General features: G+C 64.2%; 14 protein-coding genes and 2 pseudogenes. 7 read left to right on the top strand and 9 right to left on the bottom strand.

Annotation, left to right across the window (positions count from 1 at the left end; genetic code table 11):
• Positions 1–56: 56 nt before the first annotated feature.
• The 5 genes from FA04_RS07600 to FA04_RS07580 form a co-directional block, all read right to left on the bottom strand.
• Entirely contained in the window at positions 57–617 is a 561-nt protein-coding gene (locus FA04_RS07600; RefSeq protein WP_082572765.1) for a hypothetical protein, read from the bottom strand.
• Positions 614–1357 (bottom strand): DUF2259 domain-containing protein, encoded by a 744-nt coding sequence (locus tag FA04_RS07595; protein ID WP_034794398.1) that lies wholly within the window; start codon positions 1355–1357, stop codon positions 614–616. The genes FA04_RS07600 and FA04_RS07595 overlap by 4 nt, the downstream gene beginning before the upstream one ends.
• Positions 1354–2031, bottom strand: a complete 678-nt coding sequence (gene rpe / locus FA04_RS07590; protein WP_034794395.1) for a ribulose-phosphate 3-epimerase — start codon at positions 2029–2031, stop codon at positions 1354–1356. The genes FA04_RS07595 and rpe overlap by 4 nt, the downstream gene beginning before the upstream one ends.
• A gap of 76 nt (positions 2032–2107) precedes the next feature.
• Entirely contained in the window at positions 2108–3115 is a 1008-nt protein-coding gene (locus tag FA04_RS07585; protein ID WP_034794392.1) for a P1 family peptidase, read from the bottom strand.
• The gene (locus tag FA04_RS07580; protein ID WP_034794390.1) at positions 3112–4203 is read right to left on the bottom strand and encodes a branched-chain amino acid ABC transporter substrate-binding protein; all 1092 of its coding nucleotides are present in this window, start codon (positions 4201–4203) and stop codon (positions 3112–3114) included. The genes FA04_RS07585 and FA04_RS07580 overlap by 4 nt, the downstream gene beginning before the upstream one ends.
• 260 nt (positions 4204–4463) lie before the next feature.
• Here FA04_RS07580 and FA04_RS07575 point away from each other — a divergent pair.
• From FA04_RS07575 to FA04_RS07545, 7 genes and pseudogenes are all read left to right on the top strand, one after another.
• Positions 4464–4990: pseudogene (locus FA04_RS07575) on the top strand (flavin reductase family protein).
• 125 nt (positions 4991–5115) lie between these two features.
• Positions 5116–6044: pseudogene (locus tag FA04_RS34240) on the top strand (AAA family ATPase).
• Entirely contained in the window at positions 6044–7339 is a 1296-nt protein-coding gene (locus FA04_RS07565) for a vWA domain-containing protein (RefSeq protein ID WP_051659307.1), read from the top strand. The pseudogene FA04_RS34240 and the gene FA04_RS07565 overlap by 1 nt, the downstream one beginning before the upstream one ends.
• Positions 7336–7668: an XdhC family protein gene (locus FA04_RS07560; RefSeq protein WP_034794382.1), complete on the top strand. Its 333-nt coding sequence runs from the start codon at positions 7336–7338 to the stop codon at positions 7666–7668. Before FA04_RS07565 ends, FA04_RS07560 begins: the two co-directional genes overlap by 4 nt.
• A 2-nt stretch (positions 7669–7670) precedes the next feature.
• On the top strand, positions 7671–8372 hold the full coding sequence (locus FA04_RS07555) for an XdhC family protein (protein ID WP_034794379.1): 702 nt from the start codon (positions 7671–7673) through the stop codon (positions 8370–8372).
• Entirely contained in the window at positions 8369–9997 is a 1629-nt protein-coding gene (locus FA04_RS07550) for an NTP transferase domain-containing protein (RefSeq protein ID WP_034794377.1), read from the top strand. Before FA04_RS07555 ends, FA04_RS07550 begins: the two co-directional genes overlap by 4 nt.
• Entirely contained in the window at positions 9990–10307 is a 318-nt protein-coding gene (locus tag FA04_RS07545; RefSeq protein ID WP_034794374.1) for a TfoX/Sxy family protein, read from the top strand. Before FA04_RS07550 ends, FA04_RS07545 begins: the two co-directional genes overlap by 8 nt.
• 188 nt (positions 10308–10495) lie before the next feature.
• On the opposite strand, the gene FA04_RS07540 is transcribed toward FA04_RS07545, so the two are convergent.
• From FA04_RS07540 to FA04_RS07525, 4 genes are all read right to left on the bottom strand, one after another.
• Positions 10496–10927 carry an NUDIX domain-containing protein gene (locus FA04_RS07540; RefSeq protein WP_034794370.1) on the bottom strand — a complete coding sequence of 144 codons (432 nt, stop codon included), beginning with the start codon at positions 10925–10927 and terminating at the stop codon, positions 10496–10498.
• A 9-nt stretch (positions 10928–10936) separates the two neighbouring features.
• Complete coding sequence (locus tag FA04_RS07535) at positions 10937–12445, bottom strand: DEAD/DEAH box helicase (protein WP_034794369.1); 1509 nt, start codon at positions 12443–12445, stop codon at positions 10937–10939.
• Between the two features lie 185 nt (positions 12446–12630).
• Positions 12631–13965: a M23 family metallopeptidase gene (locus FA04_RS07530; RefSeq protein WP_034794366.1), complete on the bottom strand. Its 1335-nt coding sequence runs from the start codon at positions 13963–13965 to the stop codon at positions 12631–12633.
• A 104-nt stretch (positions 13966–14069) separates the two neighbouring features.
• Positions 14070–14897 carry a ferritin-like domain-containing protein gene (locus FA04_RS07525; RefSeq protein WP_034794364.1) on the bottom strand — a complete coding sequence of 276 codons (828 nt, stop codon included), beginning with the start codon at positions 14895–14897 and terminating at the stop codon, positions 14070–14072.
• Positions 14898–14905 lie beyond the last annotated feature (8 nt).

The following is a 14905-nucleotide window of genomic DNA, read 5'->3' as shown; positions in this document are numbered from 1 at the left end:
AGCTTTCGTCGTCAGTGGAGGGATGGTCGTGCCTCTAGCAAAGATAGCCGCGAAGCTCAACGCCGTTGCGCACGGCGATCGCTTGCCAGCCACAGGCAGACGGCGAGCAGTATAACACCGCCGATCGGCAAATAGAGGCGAAGGCCCATGACGAGAAACTGGTAGAAGGCGATCAGCGTCGTAAAGGCGAACTGGAAGAGCCAGGTCGTGGTTCCGATCGGGGCGTGCCACTGCGCATAGAACTCGCGGTAGTCGAGCGCAAAGAGCAATGCCGTCATCCCGATCGTGCCGAGCGAAAGGAAGAAGAGATAGGCGGCGAAACGCGTTTCTACGCCGCGTCCGATCGCCGCGAAGCGGGCGAGAAACAGCGCCGGCGGCCAGGCGAGCAAAGCGCCGGCCCCGAAAACCCAAAGAAGTTCGGCCAGATGAAAGGTCACGTCCCGTTCCCGCAGCCACAGCGCAAACCACGCCGATAGCGTCATTGACGCGCTCCACAAGGGTGCGCCAAGGAGCAGCAACGGAACGCTCGGCACGGACCGGGCAAGGCGGGTCCGCTTCCGGGCACCGACCGCCGCACGCCCTGCTTTCGCTTCGACGCTGGCGGCCGCTTCGTTCATTTCGCGATCCGCGTCGGGACCGCGATCCAGCGCCCGTCCGTCGTGCCTTCAAAGCCGAGCGACTTCACAAGCACCATGATCACATGGGTTTCCGAACCGTCGTCGTTGCGGTGGGTGATGGCGCCGCCGACCAGGTAGCCGGTGGGGCAACGGCGGCTTTCCGGTATGCGGCTGTCGTCCTGAAGCACGTCGCTTGCCGGTGCGCCCGCCTTCATCGTCATCGACAGACGGAAACCCTTGGCTTCCTTCAGGAAGTCTTTGCAGATGCCGTCCGGCTCGAAGGTCTTTTCCTCGAGCGTTACCGTATAGGTCTCGCGGAACGCTTCATCGGCTGCAAAGGCATCGTAGGTCAGCGAGTGCGGCTTGGCGTTGGTTTCCGTGATCGGGTTGAAGGCTGCGAGCAACCCGGGTGCATCGGCCAGGCGATAGGCATCGATCAGGGGCGCAGCCCGACGGCGGGCTTCATGGCGCGCCTTCGACAGCGGGCTGCCATCTTCGCGACTGACAGCGCGCACCGGTGCACCCGGCAGGAAGCTGTCATTGCGCGTGTCGATCACATAGATGGTCGAATACGGAAAGCCGGAGCCGTCCTGAACGCCATATTCCTCGAAGGCAAAGACATTGCCATCGGCGGAAAAGCCGATCGGCTGCAACGCGGCATAGTCGCCAGCAAGCGCCGGCGATGCAGCGGCGGCCGCGGCCAGGCAACAAAGGCCGGAAATTGCCGCGCGTGTCGTCATCGATAAGCCTTCTCGGCCGGCGCACGGATCGCTTCGATCGCCGAGCGATAGGCCTCGACCGAGCCGCCCTTGAAGATCGCCGAGCCGGCAACGAGAACATTGGCGCCGGCGCCGGTGGCAATGGCTGCCGTTTCAGGCGCAATACCGCCGTCGACTTCGATCTCGATCGGTCGATCGCCGATCATCGCCTTGATGCGGCGGATCTTTTCCGCGGTGGCGTCGATGAACTTCTGCCCACCGAAGCCCGGATTGACGGTCATGACGAGGATCAGGTCAAGCTGATCGAGCACGTATTCGATCGCGCTTTCTGGCGTTGCCGGATTGAGCGACACGCCGGCCTTCTTGCCGAGCGACCTGACCGTCTGCAGCGAGCGGTGCAGGTGCGGACCGGCTTCCGCGTGCACCGTCAGGATATCGCAGCCGGCCTTGGCGAAGGCTTCGAGGAACGGGTCGGCCGGCGAAATCATCAGGTGGCAGTCGAACGTCGCATCGGTGTAGCGACGCAGAGACTTGATGACATCCGGGCCGAAGGTGATGTTCGGCACGAAATGACCGTCCATGACATCGAGATGGATCCAGTCCGCGCCGGCATCGACGACATCGCGAACCTCCTGGCCGAGCTTGGAGAAATCGGCCGCCAGGATCGACGGGGCAATGCGGATAGGGTGGGTCATGGCGCACTCCAGCGTGTTTTCCGCGGGAATAGCACCGCCGAGCCCCGCAAACAACATGCCTGCGATCAAAGCTGCGTCAGCTACGCTCTGACCAGCAGGGCATGAGATCGTTTTCCGCCGGCGTTGCGTCGTGGACGCCGCGGGCGATCGCGCGCGCCATGGTCGAGGCTGCAACGGCGCCGAGATCGATGAAATCCTCTGTTGTCGGCGTCTTGCCGCTGGCGCCGGTCGCAAGCGCGAAGATCAGATCGCCGTCGAGCGGCGTGTGCGCCGGCCAGAGCCCGCGGGCGAAGCCGTCATGGGCGGCAATCGCCAGGCGCTTGGCTTCGGCCTTCGTCAGCACCGCATCCGTCGCAATGACCGCGATCGTTGTATTGGCCACGGCGGCCTGGCGGTCGCGGAACTTGATGCGGATGTCGGCCGCATCGGCCGGCATCGGGTGGGGCAGGCCAAGTCCGCCGAACTCGCTCTCCAGTTCGAAGGGCGCAGACCAGAAATGCCCGGTGTCGCCGACGGTGGCGGATCCGAGCGCATTGACGGCGACGAGGGCGCCGATGGTGATACCGTTCGGCAGAACTGTGGATGCCGAACCGAGACCGCCCTTCAGGCTCGCGGTCAGCGCGCCTGTGCCGGCGCCTGCCGAACCGGTCGAAAATGTCGCGCCGGCCCGCCCGACGGCCTCGAAGCCGAGTTCGCGATAGGGCGGGAATCGGCCCCAATCCTTGTCGCCACCGTTGATGAGGTCGAAGAGGATCGCCGTCGGTACGATCGGTATCCGGTGTGGGCCGACGGCGAAGCCGCGACCCATTTCCCTGAGCGCCGCCTGAGCACCGGACGCGGCATCGAGCCCGAAGGCCGAACCGCCGGAAAGAACGAGCGCATCGACCGTCTGTACCGTATTGTGCGGATCGAGCAGGTCGGTCTCCCGGGTTCCCGGCGCACCGCCCAGGACCTGGACCGCAGCCGTCGCGGGGGGGTCGCAGACGATCGCGGTGACGCCCGATTTCAGGCGATGGTCCTCGGCGTTGCCGACCGTCAGACCTTTGACATCGGTGATCAGGTTCAGCGGTCCGGGACGCATCATGGGGCGGCTCCTTCAGCGGCCGCGGGCGCGAAATGGCCGCCTTGCCACTGCATCAAACGGTAGGGGTTGTCGGCGCGCTCGTGCCCAGCGTTGAAGGCGGTGAGGCCGAGAACGGTCGGGTAGGGCCCCTTGCCGGCGATCGCTTCGATCAGCGACTTGTCGTCCTGTGCTGCCCGGTCCTTGGCTTCCTCCAGCAAAGCCATCACGGCGAAAGCCGGCATCACATAGCCTTCCGGCTCGATGCCGGCGGCGCGCATTTCGTCGGCAAAGGGCTTGCCCTCCGGCGACTGCGCCGCATCCGGCAGCGTTACCGCAAGCACGCCATCGGCAAGCGGGACAGTGAGATCGGCCGCATTCAAGGCATCGCCGCCAAGCAAGGTAAGGCTCGCGCCTTCGCCAATGGCATCGCGGGCGATCACGGCGGTATCCTGCCGGTCGCCGCCGGTGAAGACGTGGGTTGCACCGCTTTTCACCAGGCGCCGCACGAGGTTGATCTGCTGCTCCTGCGCCGGCCGGTAGGTGTCGCTGAAGACCGGCGTCATGCCGATTTCGGCGAGTGCTGCGCGCACGGCCTCGACCAGTTCCCGGCTGTGGATCGTGCCATCGTCGACGAGCGCGATGGGCTTGTCCTTCCAGCGGTTGACGATGGCATCGACGATCGCCGTAGCCTCGGCATTGCCGCTCGGTGCGAGGCGGAAGAGCGGCCATTTGTTCTTGAGCGCGTCTTCCATCAGGATATCGGAGCGCACGCTGAGCGTGATCGCCGGCAAGCCCGCCTCGGTCAGTGCCGGAAGCGCCGCATCCAGGCTTTCGGTGCAGAGAAAGCCGACTGCGGCCTCGGCACCTGCGGCAAGCAGCGCTTTGGTCAGTGCCTCGCTGCCGGCGGTATCGCAGGTCTCGGGAATGACGACGATCTCGCTGCCGCGATCACCGGCCTTGAAGCCGGCGCCGTCGACAATCTGCTTGCCGAGCGGCGCGAACGGACCTTCCACAGGCGCCACGACCGCCACCTTGATGCCGGCCGCCAAAGCCGGCGTTGCCTGTACCAGTCCGGCAAGGATAAGGCTGCTGACAATGGATCGACGCATTCACTTACTCCGCCGCCGCAAGCTTTCCCGACCGAACCGATCCGGGCAAAGTCCTACGGCGAGCCACCACAGCTTCCTGTTCCGTTGCCGCTCGCGTCAGACGCGAGGCACGGTCGTTGCCGCATGTTTTAAGGATGTGCCTCCCGGCGTCAAAGGAAAAGATGCCGCTCCTGGCGAAGAAGGTTCAATCTGCGTCACGGCCACGTCGCAGATGTGCAAGATTCTCCCTCCGGCGGGTTTCATATTTTCCGCCAGCGTCTATGTATGTGCCTGACATCGCCCGGAGAAAGATGTGTTGGAGAAGACCCGGCTGGACCCTATCAGTTATCGCGACGCGATGAGCCGCCTGGCCGGTCACGTGCAGATCATCACCGCCGCTGACGGCAGCGAGCGGCGCGGCGTCACTGTGACTGCGGCCTGCTCGGTTTCCGATAGCCCGCCGACGGTTCTCGTCTGCCTGAACGGCGCCAATCCGCGCAACGATATCTTCACGCGCAGCGACAGCTTTGCACTCAACCTGCTCGGCGACGAGCACCGGGCGCTTGCCCATGGCTTCTCCGGCCGCGACCAGCTCGACATGGATCTGCGTTTTGCGCTCGGACAGTGGACGCGGCTTAGGACCGGTGCGCCAATCCTCGTCAATGCCACCGCCGCTTTCGATTGCCGTCTGGTCGAGGTGAAGACGATCGCCACGCATCTGGTGCTATTTGGCGAGGTTGTCGACGTCGCGATCGGGCCGTCCCGCCCGCCGCTCATTTATGTGGACCGCGGATACCACTCGCTATAAGTTTTTTACTCAGCGGTCGACTGCTCATCGCAACATGAGAAGATCGCTCTAAGTCGTTGAGTTGGCCGGTGGATTTTGCCCCCTTCCAGCATCCAGCGATCGATTCGGGCCGTGGTGGAGGAGACATGGCACAGGCGGCAACGGGCCTGCCACAGTCCATCGAAGAGACGATGGCACTGCTGGAGGCACATGATTATCTCGCCGGCACGGCGCTGGCGACGGTGCTGTTTCTTGCACTCCGGATGAAGCGCCCGCTTTTTCTTGAGGGCGAAGCCGGCGTCGGCAAGACGGAGATCGCCAAGGTTCTGGCCAAGGCGCTCGACCGGCCGTTGATCCGGCTGCAATGCTACGAAGGTCTCGACGTCGCCTCGGCGGTCTACGAGTGGAACTATCCGGCGCAGATGCTCGAAATCCGCCTGTCGGAAGCATCCGGCAAGGTCGACCGCAAGCGGGTCGAAAGCGACATCTTCTCCGAACGTTTCCTGATCCGCCGCCCGGTTCTGCAGGCCATTTCCTCCAATTCGGGACGTGCGCCCGTTTTCCTGATCGACGAGCTCGACCGGACAGATGAAGCCTTCGAGGCGTTCCTGCTGGAAGTTTTGTCCGATTTCCAGGTGACAATTCCGGAACTTGGTACGATCCGGGCGGACGAACCGCCTGTTGTCATCATCACCACCAATCGCACCCGCGAGATCCATGACGCACTGAAGCGCCGCTGCCTCTATCATTGGGTCGATTATCCCAAGGCGGCGCAGGAACTGGAGATCATTCGCCGCAAGGTTCCCGGCTGCAATGCCACCTTGTCACGGGAAGTCATCGCCTATGTGCAGCGGCTGCGCACGATCGACCTCTTCAAGAACCCGGGCGTTGCCGAAACCATCGACTGGGCAACGGCGCTGACGGAACTCGACCGGCTGGCGCTCGATCCAGAGACGATCGCCGACACGCTTGGCACCCTACTCAAATACCAGGACGACATCGCCAGGATAGAGGGGGCAAAGGGGGGCGAAAGCTGCTCTCCGAGGTCAAGGCGGAATTGCTGGCGGCAAGCTGATGACGGAGGCGCGGGAACAGCACAGGGACGATGTTCCCCCGCCAATCGCGGCAGGCGACGGACGGCTTGCCGACAATATTGTCTTCTTCGCGCGCGCGCTCCGGCGCGCCGGCATCAAGATCGGGCCAGGCGCCATCGCCGACGCCATCGATGCGGTGGCGCTGATCGGGATCGGTGGACGGGACGCGTTCTACGCCGCGCTGCAATGCGTCTTCGTCAAACGTCACGAAGATCAGCCGGTCTTCGACGAGGCGTTTCGCTTGTTCTGGCGGTCGCGCGGTCTCGTCGAAAAAATGATCGCGATGATGTCGCCGCTGGCGCCGGAACGCGAGAGCGAACGGCAGCAGCGCCGGGCAGGCGAGACCCGCGTCAGCGACGCGCTGCTTTCTGGCCACGAGGCCGATCGACCGCCGCGCGACGAGCCGGAGATCGAAGTCGATGCACGTTTCACGGTCTCCGGTCGCGAGCTTTTGCGCCGGGCCGACTTCGCGCAGATGAGCGCTGCCGAGCTTGCCGAGGCCAAGCGCGCGCTTTCGGCATTGACGCTACCGATGGACCGCGTCGTCACGCGCCGCTTCCGCCCCTCGAAGCGTCAGATCCGCATCGACCCGCGCGCCACCATGCGCGACGCCATGCGCTTTGGCGGCGAACTGATCCTTCCGAGGTTTCGGGAGCGGCGCGTCGTTCATCCGCCGCTTGTCGTGCTCGCCGACATCTCCGGCTCGATGAGCCAGTACACCCGCATCTTTCTGCACTTTCTGTATGCGCTGACCGAGGAACGGCGGCGCGTTCATACCTTCCTCTTCGGAACCCGGCTGACCAATGTCTCGCGCCAATTGCGCAATCGCGATCCCGATGCGGCGATCGACGACTGCGTCGCTGCGGTCAAGGACTGGTCCGGCGGCACGCGCATCGGCGAGACCTTGCATGAGTTCAATCGGCGCTGGTCGCGGCGCGTGCTCGGGCAGGGCGCGATCGTGCTTCTGATCACCGACGGTCTGGAGCGCGATGACGTCGCCGATCTCGAAATCGAAATCGACCGCCTGCACCGATCCTGTCGGCGGCTGATCTGGCTGAACCCGCTGCTGCGCTTCGACGGCTTCGAGGCGCGGGCGCGCGGTGTGCGGGCGATGCTGCCGCATGTTGACGAATTCCGGGCCGTGCACAATCTTGAATCGATTGGCGAACTGGTGAAGGCGCTGTCCGGGCAGCGCTCCCGCCAGGCGGACCCGCGGCGGTTCCTAGAGCCTGGCCGGGCCACGGTGACCGGCGCGCATGGGAGGTGGCAGGCATGAGGCAGGCAGTCAATGTTCTCGATCCGCTCGACATCGCCGAAGCCTGGCTGAAGGAAGGACGCCGGGTGGCGATCGCAACGGTGATCGAGACCTGGGGCTCGGCGCCACGGCCGGTCGGCAGCCATCTGGTGATCGATAGTGAGGGCAATTTTCAGGGCTCTGTTTCGGGAGGATGCGTCGAGGGCGCGGTCATCACCGAAGCGGCCGACGTGATCGCCTCTGGCACCTCGCGCGTTCTCGACTTCGGCGTCGCGGACGAGACCGCCTGGCGCGTCGGGCTTTCCTGCGGCGGCCGGATCCGGGTCCTCGTGGAACGGGTTAACGGCTGACGATGGAACAGGCGATCCTGGAAACACTCAATCTTGCGCGCGCGGCCCGCCGCGCCGCCGTCACCGTCAGCGATCTTACCGGTGGTGTCCGCGTCTACCTCGAAGGCGACGACTGTCCAGAACCCTGGCGCGAAGCCGTTGCCCGTGCCTTGCGGTCCGGCCGAGCCGGGATCGTCGAAACCGGGCAGGGCTCCTTCTTCCTCAATGTCTACCTGCCGCCGCCGCGCATCCTCGTCATCGGCGCGGTGCATATTTCACAGGCCCTGGCGCAGCTTGCGCCCGTTGCCGGCTTCGACATGACCATCATCGATCCGCGTACGGCCTTTGCCACGCCGGAACGTTTTGCCGGCGTCGACCTCATCGCCGATTGGCCGGAGGACGCCCTGAAACTCAGACCGCTCGACCGCTTCACGGCACTTGCAGCCGTGACGCATGACCCGAAGATCGACGACGAACCGATCCGGGCGGCACTGTCGGCCGGTTGTTTCTATGTCGGTGCACTCGGCAGCCGCAAGACACATGCCACACGGATCGAACGACTGCGGCATGCGGGTGTCGCCGATGCTGACATGGCCCGCATCCGTGCACCGATCGGTCTCGATATCGGCGCGGCAAGTCCTGCCGAAATCGCGGTTGCGATCCTCGCCGAAATCATCGAGGCGCTGCGACGGCGTGACGTTGCTTCCGCAGGGAGTGAAGCATGAGGTTCGGCCCGATCAAGGTCGCAGAAGCAGAGGGCGCGATGCTCGCACATGCGGTGAAGGTCGGTGATGCCAGGCTGCCGAAGGGGCACCGGGTCACATCCGCCGACATCGTCGCTTTGACCGCTTCAGGTGTCGTGGAGGTGGTGGCCGCCCGCCTTGATGCCGGCGACCTCCCGGAAGACGAGGCGGCCACGCGCATTGCCGCGGCCGTGGCCCCCGATCATCTCCGGTTTTCGCGGGCAGCGACCGGCCGCGTCAACGTCTATTCCGAGGTCGCCGGCCTCTTCGTTGCGAGCCGCGAAATTGTCGATCGCTTGAACCGCCTAGATCCCTCCATCACCTTCGCCTGTCTCGACGACCATATGCCGGTGCAGCCCGGCGATATGGTCGCAACGATCAAGATCATCCCGCTTGCGGTCGCCGGCGCCTTCGTCGAGCAGGCGGAGAGGCTTCTGCGCGACCATCGCGCCTTCGAGGTCAAGCCGTTCGCGCCGCGCCGCGCAGCCTTGATAGCAACGGAGTTGCCGAACCTCAAATCCCAGGTCATGGACAAGACCCATGCCATCCTCGCGGCGCGGCTGCGACAGGCCGGAAGCGAACTCTTCACCGAACGGCGCGTCGCGCATAGGGAAGACGCCGTGGGGGCGGCGATCGCCGAAATGCGATCAACGCACGACCTGCTGATCGTCTTCGGCGCTTCGGCGGTCGCCGATCCCGAAGACGTCATTCCGGCGGCGATCCGGCGGGCCGGTGGCGTGGTCGATCATGTGGGAATGCCTGTTGACCCCGGTAATCTTCTCGTTCTCGGCCGCGTCGGCGAAACGCCGGTCATCGGTGCACCCGGCTGCGCCCGCAGCCCGCGCGAGAATGGTTTCGACTGGATCCTCGACCGGATCCTTGCCGGCGAGTGGCCGAGTTTCGACGATATTACCGGCCTTGGCGTCGGCGGCTTGTTGAGTGAGATCCCGACCCGGCCGCAGCCACGCGAACATGCAACGGAGTTGTCATCCGGCTCGGTTTCAGTCGTCGTTCTGGCCGCTGGCCGGGCCAGCCGTATGGGCGCTGACGGCGGGCACAAACTTCTCGCAACTTTCGATGGCGTGCCGCTCGTGCGCCGCAGCGTCGAAGCCGCGCTTAAGGCCGCTCCGGGCAAGGTCAGCGTCGTGACCGGCCACCGCGAGGCCGATATCCGCTATGCGCTGCAAGGACTGCCGGTGACGTTCGTTTCCAACCCCGACTACATTTCGGGCATGGCCTCTTCGCTGACGGCCGGGCTTTCGGCAGTCGGGGCGCGGGCGCCGGGCATGCTGGTGATGCTTGCAGACATGCCCGGGATAACCGGCGACGATCTGCGCCGGCTCATCGAACGTTTCGTCGCCGAAGGTGGCCGCTCCATCATCCGCGCGACCGCAGGCGGACAGCGCGGCAATCCGGTGATCCTGCCGCGACAGACATTTTCGGCGATCAAGCAACTGGTCGGAGACGTTGGTGCAAGGCACATTATCGAAAAGAGCGGGCTGCCGGTCATCGATGTCGAACTCGGCGCGGCGGCGCGCCTCGATCTCGACACGCCGGAACAGATCGTCGCCGCCGGCGGTATCTTGGAGGAACAGACGCGTGGATAATGCCGCAATCGAAGACATGTTCGCGGTCCTCGGGCCGGTGACCATCAAGCGGATGTTCGGCGGCAAGGGCATTTATTGCCAGGGTGTGATCTTCGCCCTTGAGGTCGATGGCGAAATTCTGCTGAAGGGCGACGAGCAAACAGCGCCGGCGCTGGAGGCGGCCGGTTCGCGGCAATGGGCCTATGACGGCAAGGGCAAGCCGGTGAAGATGCCCTATTGGAGCATTCCGGACGACGCATTCGACGATCCCGACGAGATGGCGCGGTGGGTGCGGCTTGCCTATGAGGCGGCGCTACGCTCCAGGAAGTAGGCCGTCCAGCCTATGCGCGGCAGCTGCGCCTCAGATGAAAATATTGACACGATCACCACGTTTCCCATCGGCGCGCCTAAGTGACATCGGCCGGATCTGTTGGTGCCCGCGGAACGCCGCCGACAGCGGCACCAGCAATGCACAGAACGAGGGACGTACGAAGAACACCGGCCCCCGGTGGGCGGCTGCTATGCGGCGACGCCCTGTTCATGCCTGCGCAAGGCATCGGCGGCATCGGCGGTAAAGCGGGATAGCGGTTGGGGCAGGGCGTCGAGGCTAAACCAGCCGAATTCGGAAAGCTTGTCCGGTTCGGTGAGTTGAGGTTCACCTGAGAAATCCCGGGTCACATAGATCATCGAGATCCAGTGCTGGCGGTCAGCGTCGATCACCTGTTCGCTGAGGCAGAGGAATTCGGTCGAGCCAATCTTGAGGCCGGATTCTTCTTCGGCCTCGCGGCAGGCCGCAGCCTGCGAACGCTCCATGTGATCTACCTTGCCGCCGACGATGTTCCAATGCCCGGCCTCAGGCGCATTGACGCGCCTGTAGAGCAGAATCTTGCCATCGCGCACGATGACAAGTCCGCAGCCGAAGCCCGGAAAATCGATGCCCGGCTGGCCCATCCTTTCGGATCAGGCCTTGCCGGCAATCAGCATGAAGGCAGGGATTTCGTCGCCGAAGCCGACGGGCGTCGGGCCGTCGTCATAGTCGCGGCGGTGACGGTTGCGGCGGTCGCGATTGTCGTCGTTGGCAGGGTTCGATGCACGCACCGGACGATCGCCACGGTTGTTCTGTGCCTGCTTGTTCTCTGCGCTGCGTGCCGGTTTCACCGATTCCGCCCTTTCCACGACTGTTTCAATTTCGGCCTCACTATCGGCGCGCACGGTATCGGATTTATGATCGGAACGGGCCTTGGAGCCGCGATCCCCATCTTTTTTCCGGTCCTTGCGGCCATCACGACCGCGTTCACGGCGGCCGGTATCGTGGCTTTCCATCGGCTCAGGCAGATTGGAAAGGTCGCCGTTCAGCCATTCGACCTTCTGGCCGATCAGCTTTTCGATGGCGTCGGAGAATTTCGTGTCGCGCTTGGTCACCAGCGTGAAGGACGCGCCCGAGCGGCCGGCACGGCCGGTACGGCCGATGCGGTGGACGTAGTCTTCCGCATGGATCGGAACGTCGAAGTTGAAGACGTGGCTGACATCAGGGATATCGAGGCCGCGGGCCGCAACGTCGGAGGCGACGAGCAGCTTGATGTTGCCGTCCTTGAAGTTGGCCAGCATCGTCATGCGCGACCGCTGGTCCATGTCGCCATGCAGCGCACCGACGGAGAAGCCGTGGCGGTCGAGCGAACGGAAGAGGTCGGCGACATCCTTCTTGCGATTGCAGAAGATGATCGCGTTCTTCAGTTCGTCCTGGGCGCGAATCAGATCACGCAGTACCGCGCGCTTCTCGTAATCCTTGGCATGCGCCGCAACGAAGCGCTGCGTCACCGTCTGAGCCGTGGAAGCCGGGCGGGCGACTTCGACGCGCTCCGGGTTCTGCAGGAAGCGGTCGGCAAGCTTCTGGATTTCCGGCGGCATCGTCGCCGAGAAGAACAACGTCTGGCGCGTGAACGGGATCAGCTTGGCGATGCGCTCGATATCGGGAATGAAGCCCATGTCGAGCATACGGTCGGCCTCGTCGATGACCAGGATTTCCACGCCGCTCATCAGCAGCTTGCCGCGCTCGAAGTGGTCGAGCAGGCGGCCGGGCGTGCAGATCAGCACATCAGCGCCACGCTCAAGCTTGCGGTCCTGCTCGTCGAAGGACACGCCGCCGATCAGAAGCGCGATGTTTAGTTTGTGGTTCTTGCCGTACTTGTCGAAGTTCTCTGCGACCTGTGCGGCGAGTTCGCGCGTCGGCTCCAGAATGAGCGTACGCGGCATGCGCGCGCGGGCGCGGCCCTTTTCGAGCAGCGTCAGCATCGGCAGCACGAACGAAGCGGTCTTGCCCGTGCCCGTCTGGGCGATGCCCAGAATATCACGACGCTGCAGCGCCGGCGGGATAGCGCCTGTCTGGATCGGGGTCGGGATTGTGTAGCCCGCATCGGTGACAGCGGAGAGAACTTTTTGGCTCAGGCCAAGGTCAGCAAAATTGGTCAAAGGGAAATCTGTTTCCGTTCCGGTTCAATAGAACACTGATCGATCGATGGAAAACGCACGAGCACGTGGCCGCGCTCTTAAGCTGAACGCCGCCGAAAGTCAAGAAATCCAGCACGTTGAAGCAGTAAAAGGTAAATAGTGGCGAATCTGTCGCATTTCTTGTCAAGCGGAACCGCGCGGCAGCGTCAGTTCATATAGCTCGCAAGCTTGGTGCTCGCATCCAGAAACCGCATGGGATCCACGGCATTGCCGTTCAGCCGGATTTCATAGTGTAGGTGCGGTCCGGTGGAGCGCCCGGTGTTGCCGGACTTGGCAATGACTTCGCCAGCCTTCACCCGGTCGCCGGCTTTCACCAGCACGGTGGAAAGGTGGGCGTAGCGCGTCGCGACACCATTGCCGTGGTCGATCTCGACCATGTTTCCATAGCCGCCCGTCAACCCTGCATTGGTCACCGTTCCAGGCGCGGCCGAGCGGATGCGTGTACCGACCGTTGCGCGAAAGTCGATGCCGGCATGCAGCGCCAGACGCCCGAGAAACGGATCAAGCCGGTTGCCGAAATCGCTGGTGATGTCGCTGGCCGGCGAGGGGTTGCCGAAGGGCAGCTTGCGGACCTCGGCGCGCGTGCGGTCGAGCTCCAGGAGTGCGGTATCGAGTGCGGCAAGCGAACGGCCGAAATCGTCATCGTTCACAGGCTCGACGAAGGGGCCGCCGATCGCCGTCTCGGCCGAGCCGGATATGTCGTTGGCCGGAATCAACTCGGCGACATCGTCAACGGGCAGGTCGACACCGGTGCGCCCGACGATCGAACGAATCGCATCCGACGTCTTCGCCGCACCGTCCGTCAGTCGCTGGACCCGCGTCATCTGCTCGCGCTCGACATCCTTCAGCGAGAGCGTCACTTTTGAGAAAATCCGGTCGGCGCGGTCGGAACTTGATTCGCCGGCATCGGGTGCTGCATAGGCGAGGGCGGGGACAGCTGCAGCACTGACCGGCGCAACGTTCAGTCCCATCAGCTTCTCAATTGCCTTGACACTGCCGCTGCTGCTCGCATCGGCGCGTTTTTCATAGGCAAGCGGCTCGACGGCCGCAGGCGCATCGGTTGCGGTCGTGACGCCGGAACTTTCGGCCCTTTCGACCAGGGCGCCGAGCTTTCCGTTGCGCGAGGTCAGCGCCATCTGCTGGCGCAGCAGCTTCTCGACCTTTTCCTCGACCACTTGCTGGTCGAGCAGTTGCCGGCTGGTGACCCGATCGACCTGCGCCCGCAGCGCTGTGATCCGATCCTCGTATTCATGCTGCATGCGGGCCTGGCGGGCAATCGTGCCGCCGATCAGGTCGTCGCGCAAAACCAGATAGGAAGTGGCCGCGAGATAGCCGATGCTGCAGACGCCTGCAAAGGAGACAGCGATCGCCGCCATCCACGGGCGCACGGTCATGTGCCGGACCTTGTCGCCGCTGGCCAGGATCAGGACGTGATTCTGCTTGCGTTTTCCAAAGGTACGATTTGCCTGATGTCCAGACACCCGTTCTCTCCCGCCATGTGCGCGTTGCCTCGCATCACCTGGGGATCATTACACTTTGTTAGGGTTAACAATCGGTAAGCAAGATTGCGGGAAGGTGATGTCCGCTATCGATTGGTCGAAGCGGTCATCGAGCGGTAGAACGACGGCGTCAGGCCGGCCTCGGCGCGGGCGATATCGTTGAACGGCGCCTTCAGGGGACCGCGGAAATTGGCGCGCACCAGCTGCTGGAAGGTCGCTGCCGGGTCCTTCTTCTCGCGGGCGCAGAGAAAGCGGAACCATTTGGCGCCAACGGCGACGTGGCCCTTCTCGTCCTCGTAGATGACGTCGAGCACGGCCGCACTCTCGAAGTCGCCGGTTTCGCGCATCTTGGCCTGAAGCGCTGGCGTCACGTCGAGACCGCGCGCTTCGAGAATGAGCGGCACGACGGCGAGCCGCGCCGTCAGGTCGTTGCGCGTATCGTGCGCCGCCTGCCAGAGGCCGTCATGGGCAGGCAGGTCGCCATAGTCGGCGCCGAGGTCGTTCAGGCGCTGGCGGACCATGCGGAAGTGCTTCGCCTCTTCGAAGGCGACACGCATCCAGCCGTCGAAGAAGGAATTGGGCACCGGCTCGGTTGCAAAGCGGGCGACGATATCAAGGGCGAGATCGACGGCGTTCAATTCGATATGGGCGATGGAGTGCAGAAGTGCGATTCGGCCCTTCAGCGAACCGAGAGACCGGCGCTTGACCTGCGTCGGTGGCGTCAGCACCGGCTTGTCCGGTCGGCCTGGGCGCACCGGCACCGGCCGGTCGAGCGGCGAGCGCAGCGACAGCGTGCGGCGCTGCCAGCGCCGGGCGGCTTCCTGCGCGAGCGCCGTCTTGACCTCGAGGTCGGCGGCGCGGATCGCTTCGACTGCACCGCCCCGCAGGCTGTGGAACACGGGCAACTCCGTCATCGGCGCCC

It is taken from the genome of Ensifer adhaerens, assembly GCF_000697965.2.
Taxonomy (GTDB): domain Bacteria; phylum Pseudomonadota; class Alphaproteobacteria; order Rhizobiales; family Rhizobiaceae; genus Ensifer; species Ensifer adhaerens.
The sequence above is the reverse complement of the archived record's forward strand: the minus strand, read 5'-3'. Positions and strand labels throughout refer to the sequence as shown.

Coding starts and splice junctions, on each gene's coding strand:
- FA04_RS07600 (WP_082572765.1), bottom strand. CDS start 617: ATGAACGAAGCGGCCGCCAGCGTCGAAGCGAAAGCAGGGCGTGCGGCG.
- FA04_RS07595 (WP_034794398.1), bottom strand. CDS start 1,357: ATGACGACACGCGCGGCAATTTCCGGCCTTTGTTGCCTGGCCGCGGCC.
- rpe (WP_034794395.1), bottom strand. CDS start 2,031: ATGACCCACCCTATCCGCATTGCCCCGTCGATCCTGGCGGCCGATTTC.
- FA04_RS07585 (WP_034794392.1), bottom strand. CDS start 3,115: ATGATGCGTCCCGGACCGCTGAACCTGATCACCGATGTCAAAGGTCTG.
- FA04_RS07580 (WP_034794390.1), bottom strand. CDS start 4,203: ATGCGTCGATCCATTGTCAGCAGCCTTATCCTTGCCGGACTGGTACAG.
- FA04_RS07565 (WP_051659307.1), top strand. CDS start 6,044: ATGACGGAGGCGCGGGAACAGCACAGGGACGATGTTCCCCCGCCAATC.
- FA04_RS07560 (WP_034794382.1), top strand. CDS start 7,336: ATGAGGCAGGCAGTCAATGTTCTCGATCCGCTCGACATCGCCGAAGCC.
- FA04_RS07555 (WP_034794379.1), top strand. CDS start 7,671: ATGGAACAGGCGATCCTGGAAACACTCAATCTTGCGCGCGCGGCCCGC.
- FA04_RS07550 (WP_034794377.1), top strand. CDS start 8,369: ATGAGGTTCGGCCCGATCAAGGTCGCAGAAGCAGAGGGCGCGATGCTC.
- FA04_RS07540 (WP_034794370.1), bottom strand. CDS start 10,927: ATGGGCCAGCCGGGCATCGATTTTCCGGGCTTCGGCTGCGGACTTGTC.
- FA04_RS07525 (WP_034794364.1), bottom strand. CDS start 14,897: ATGACGGAGTTGCCCGTGTTCCACAGCCTGCGGGGCGGTGCAGTCGAA.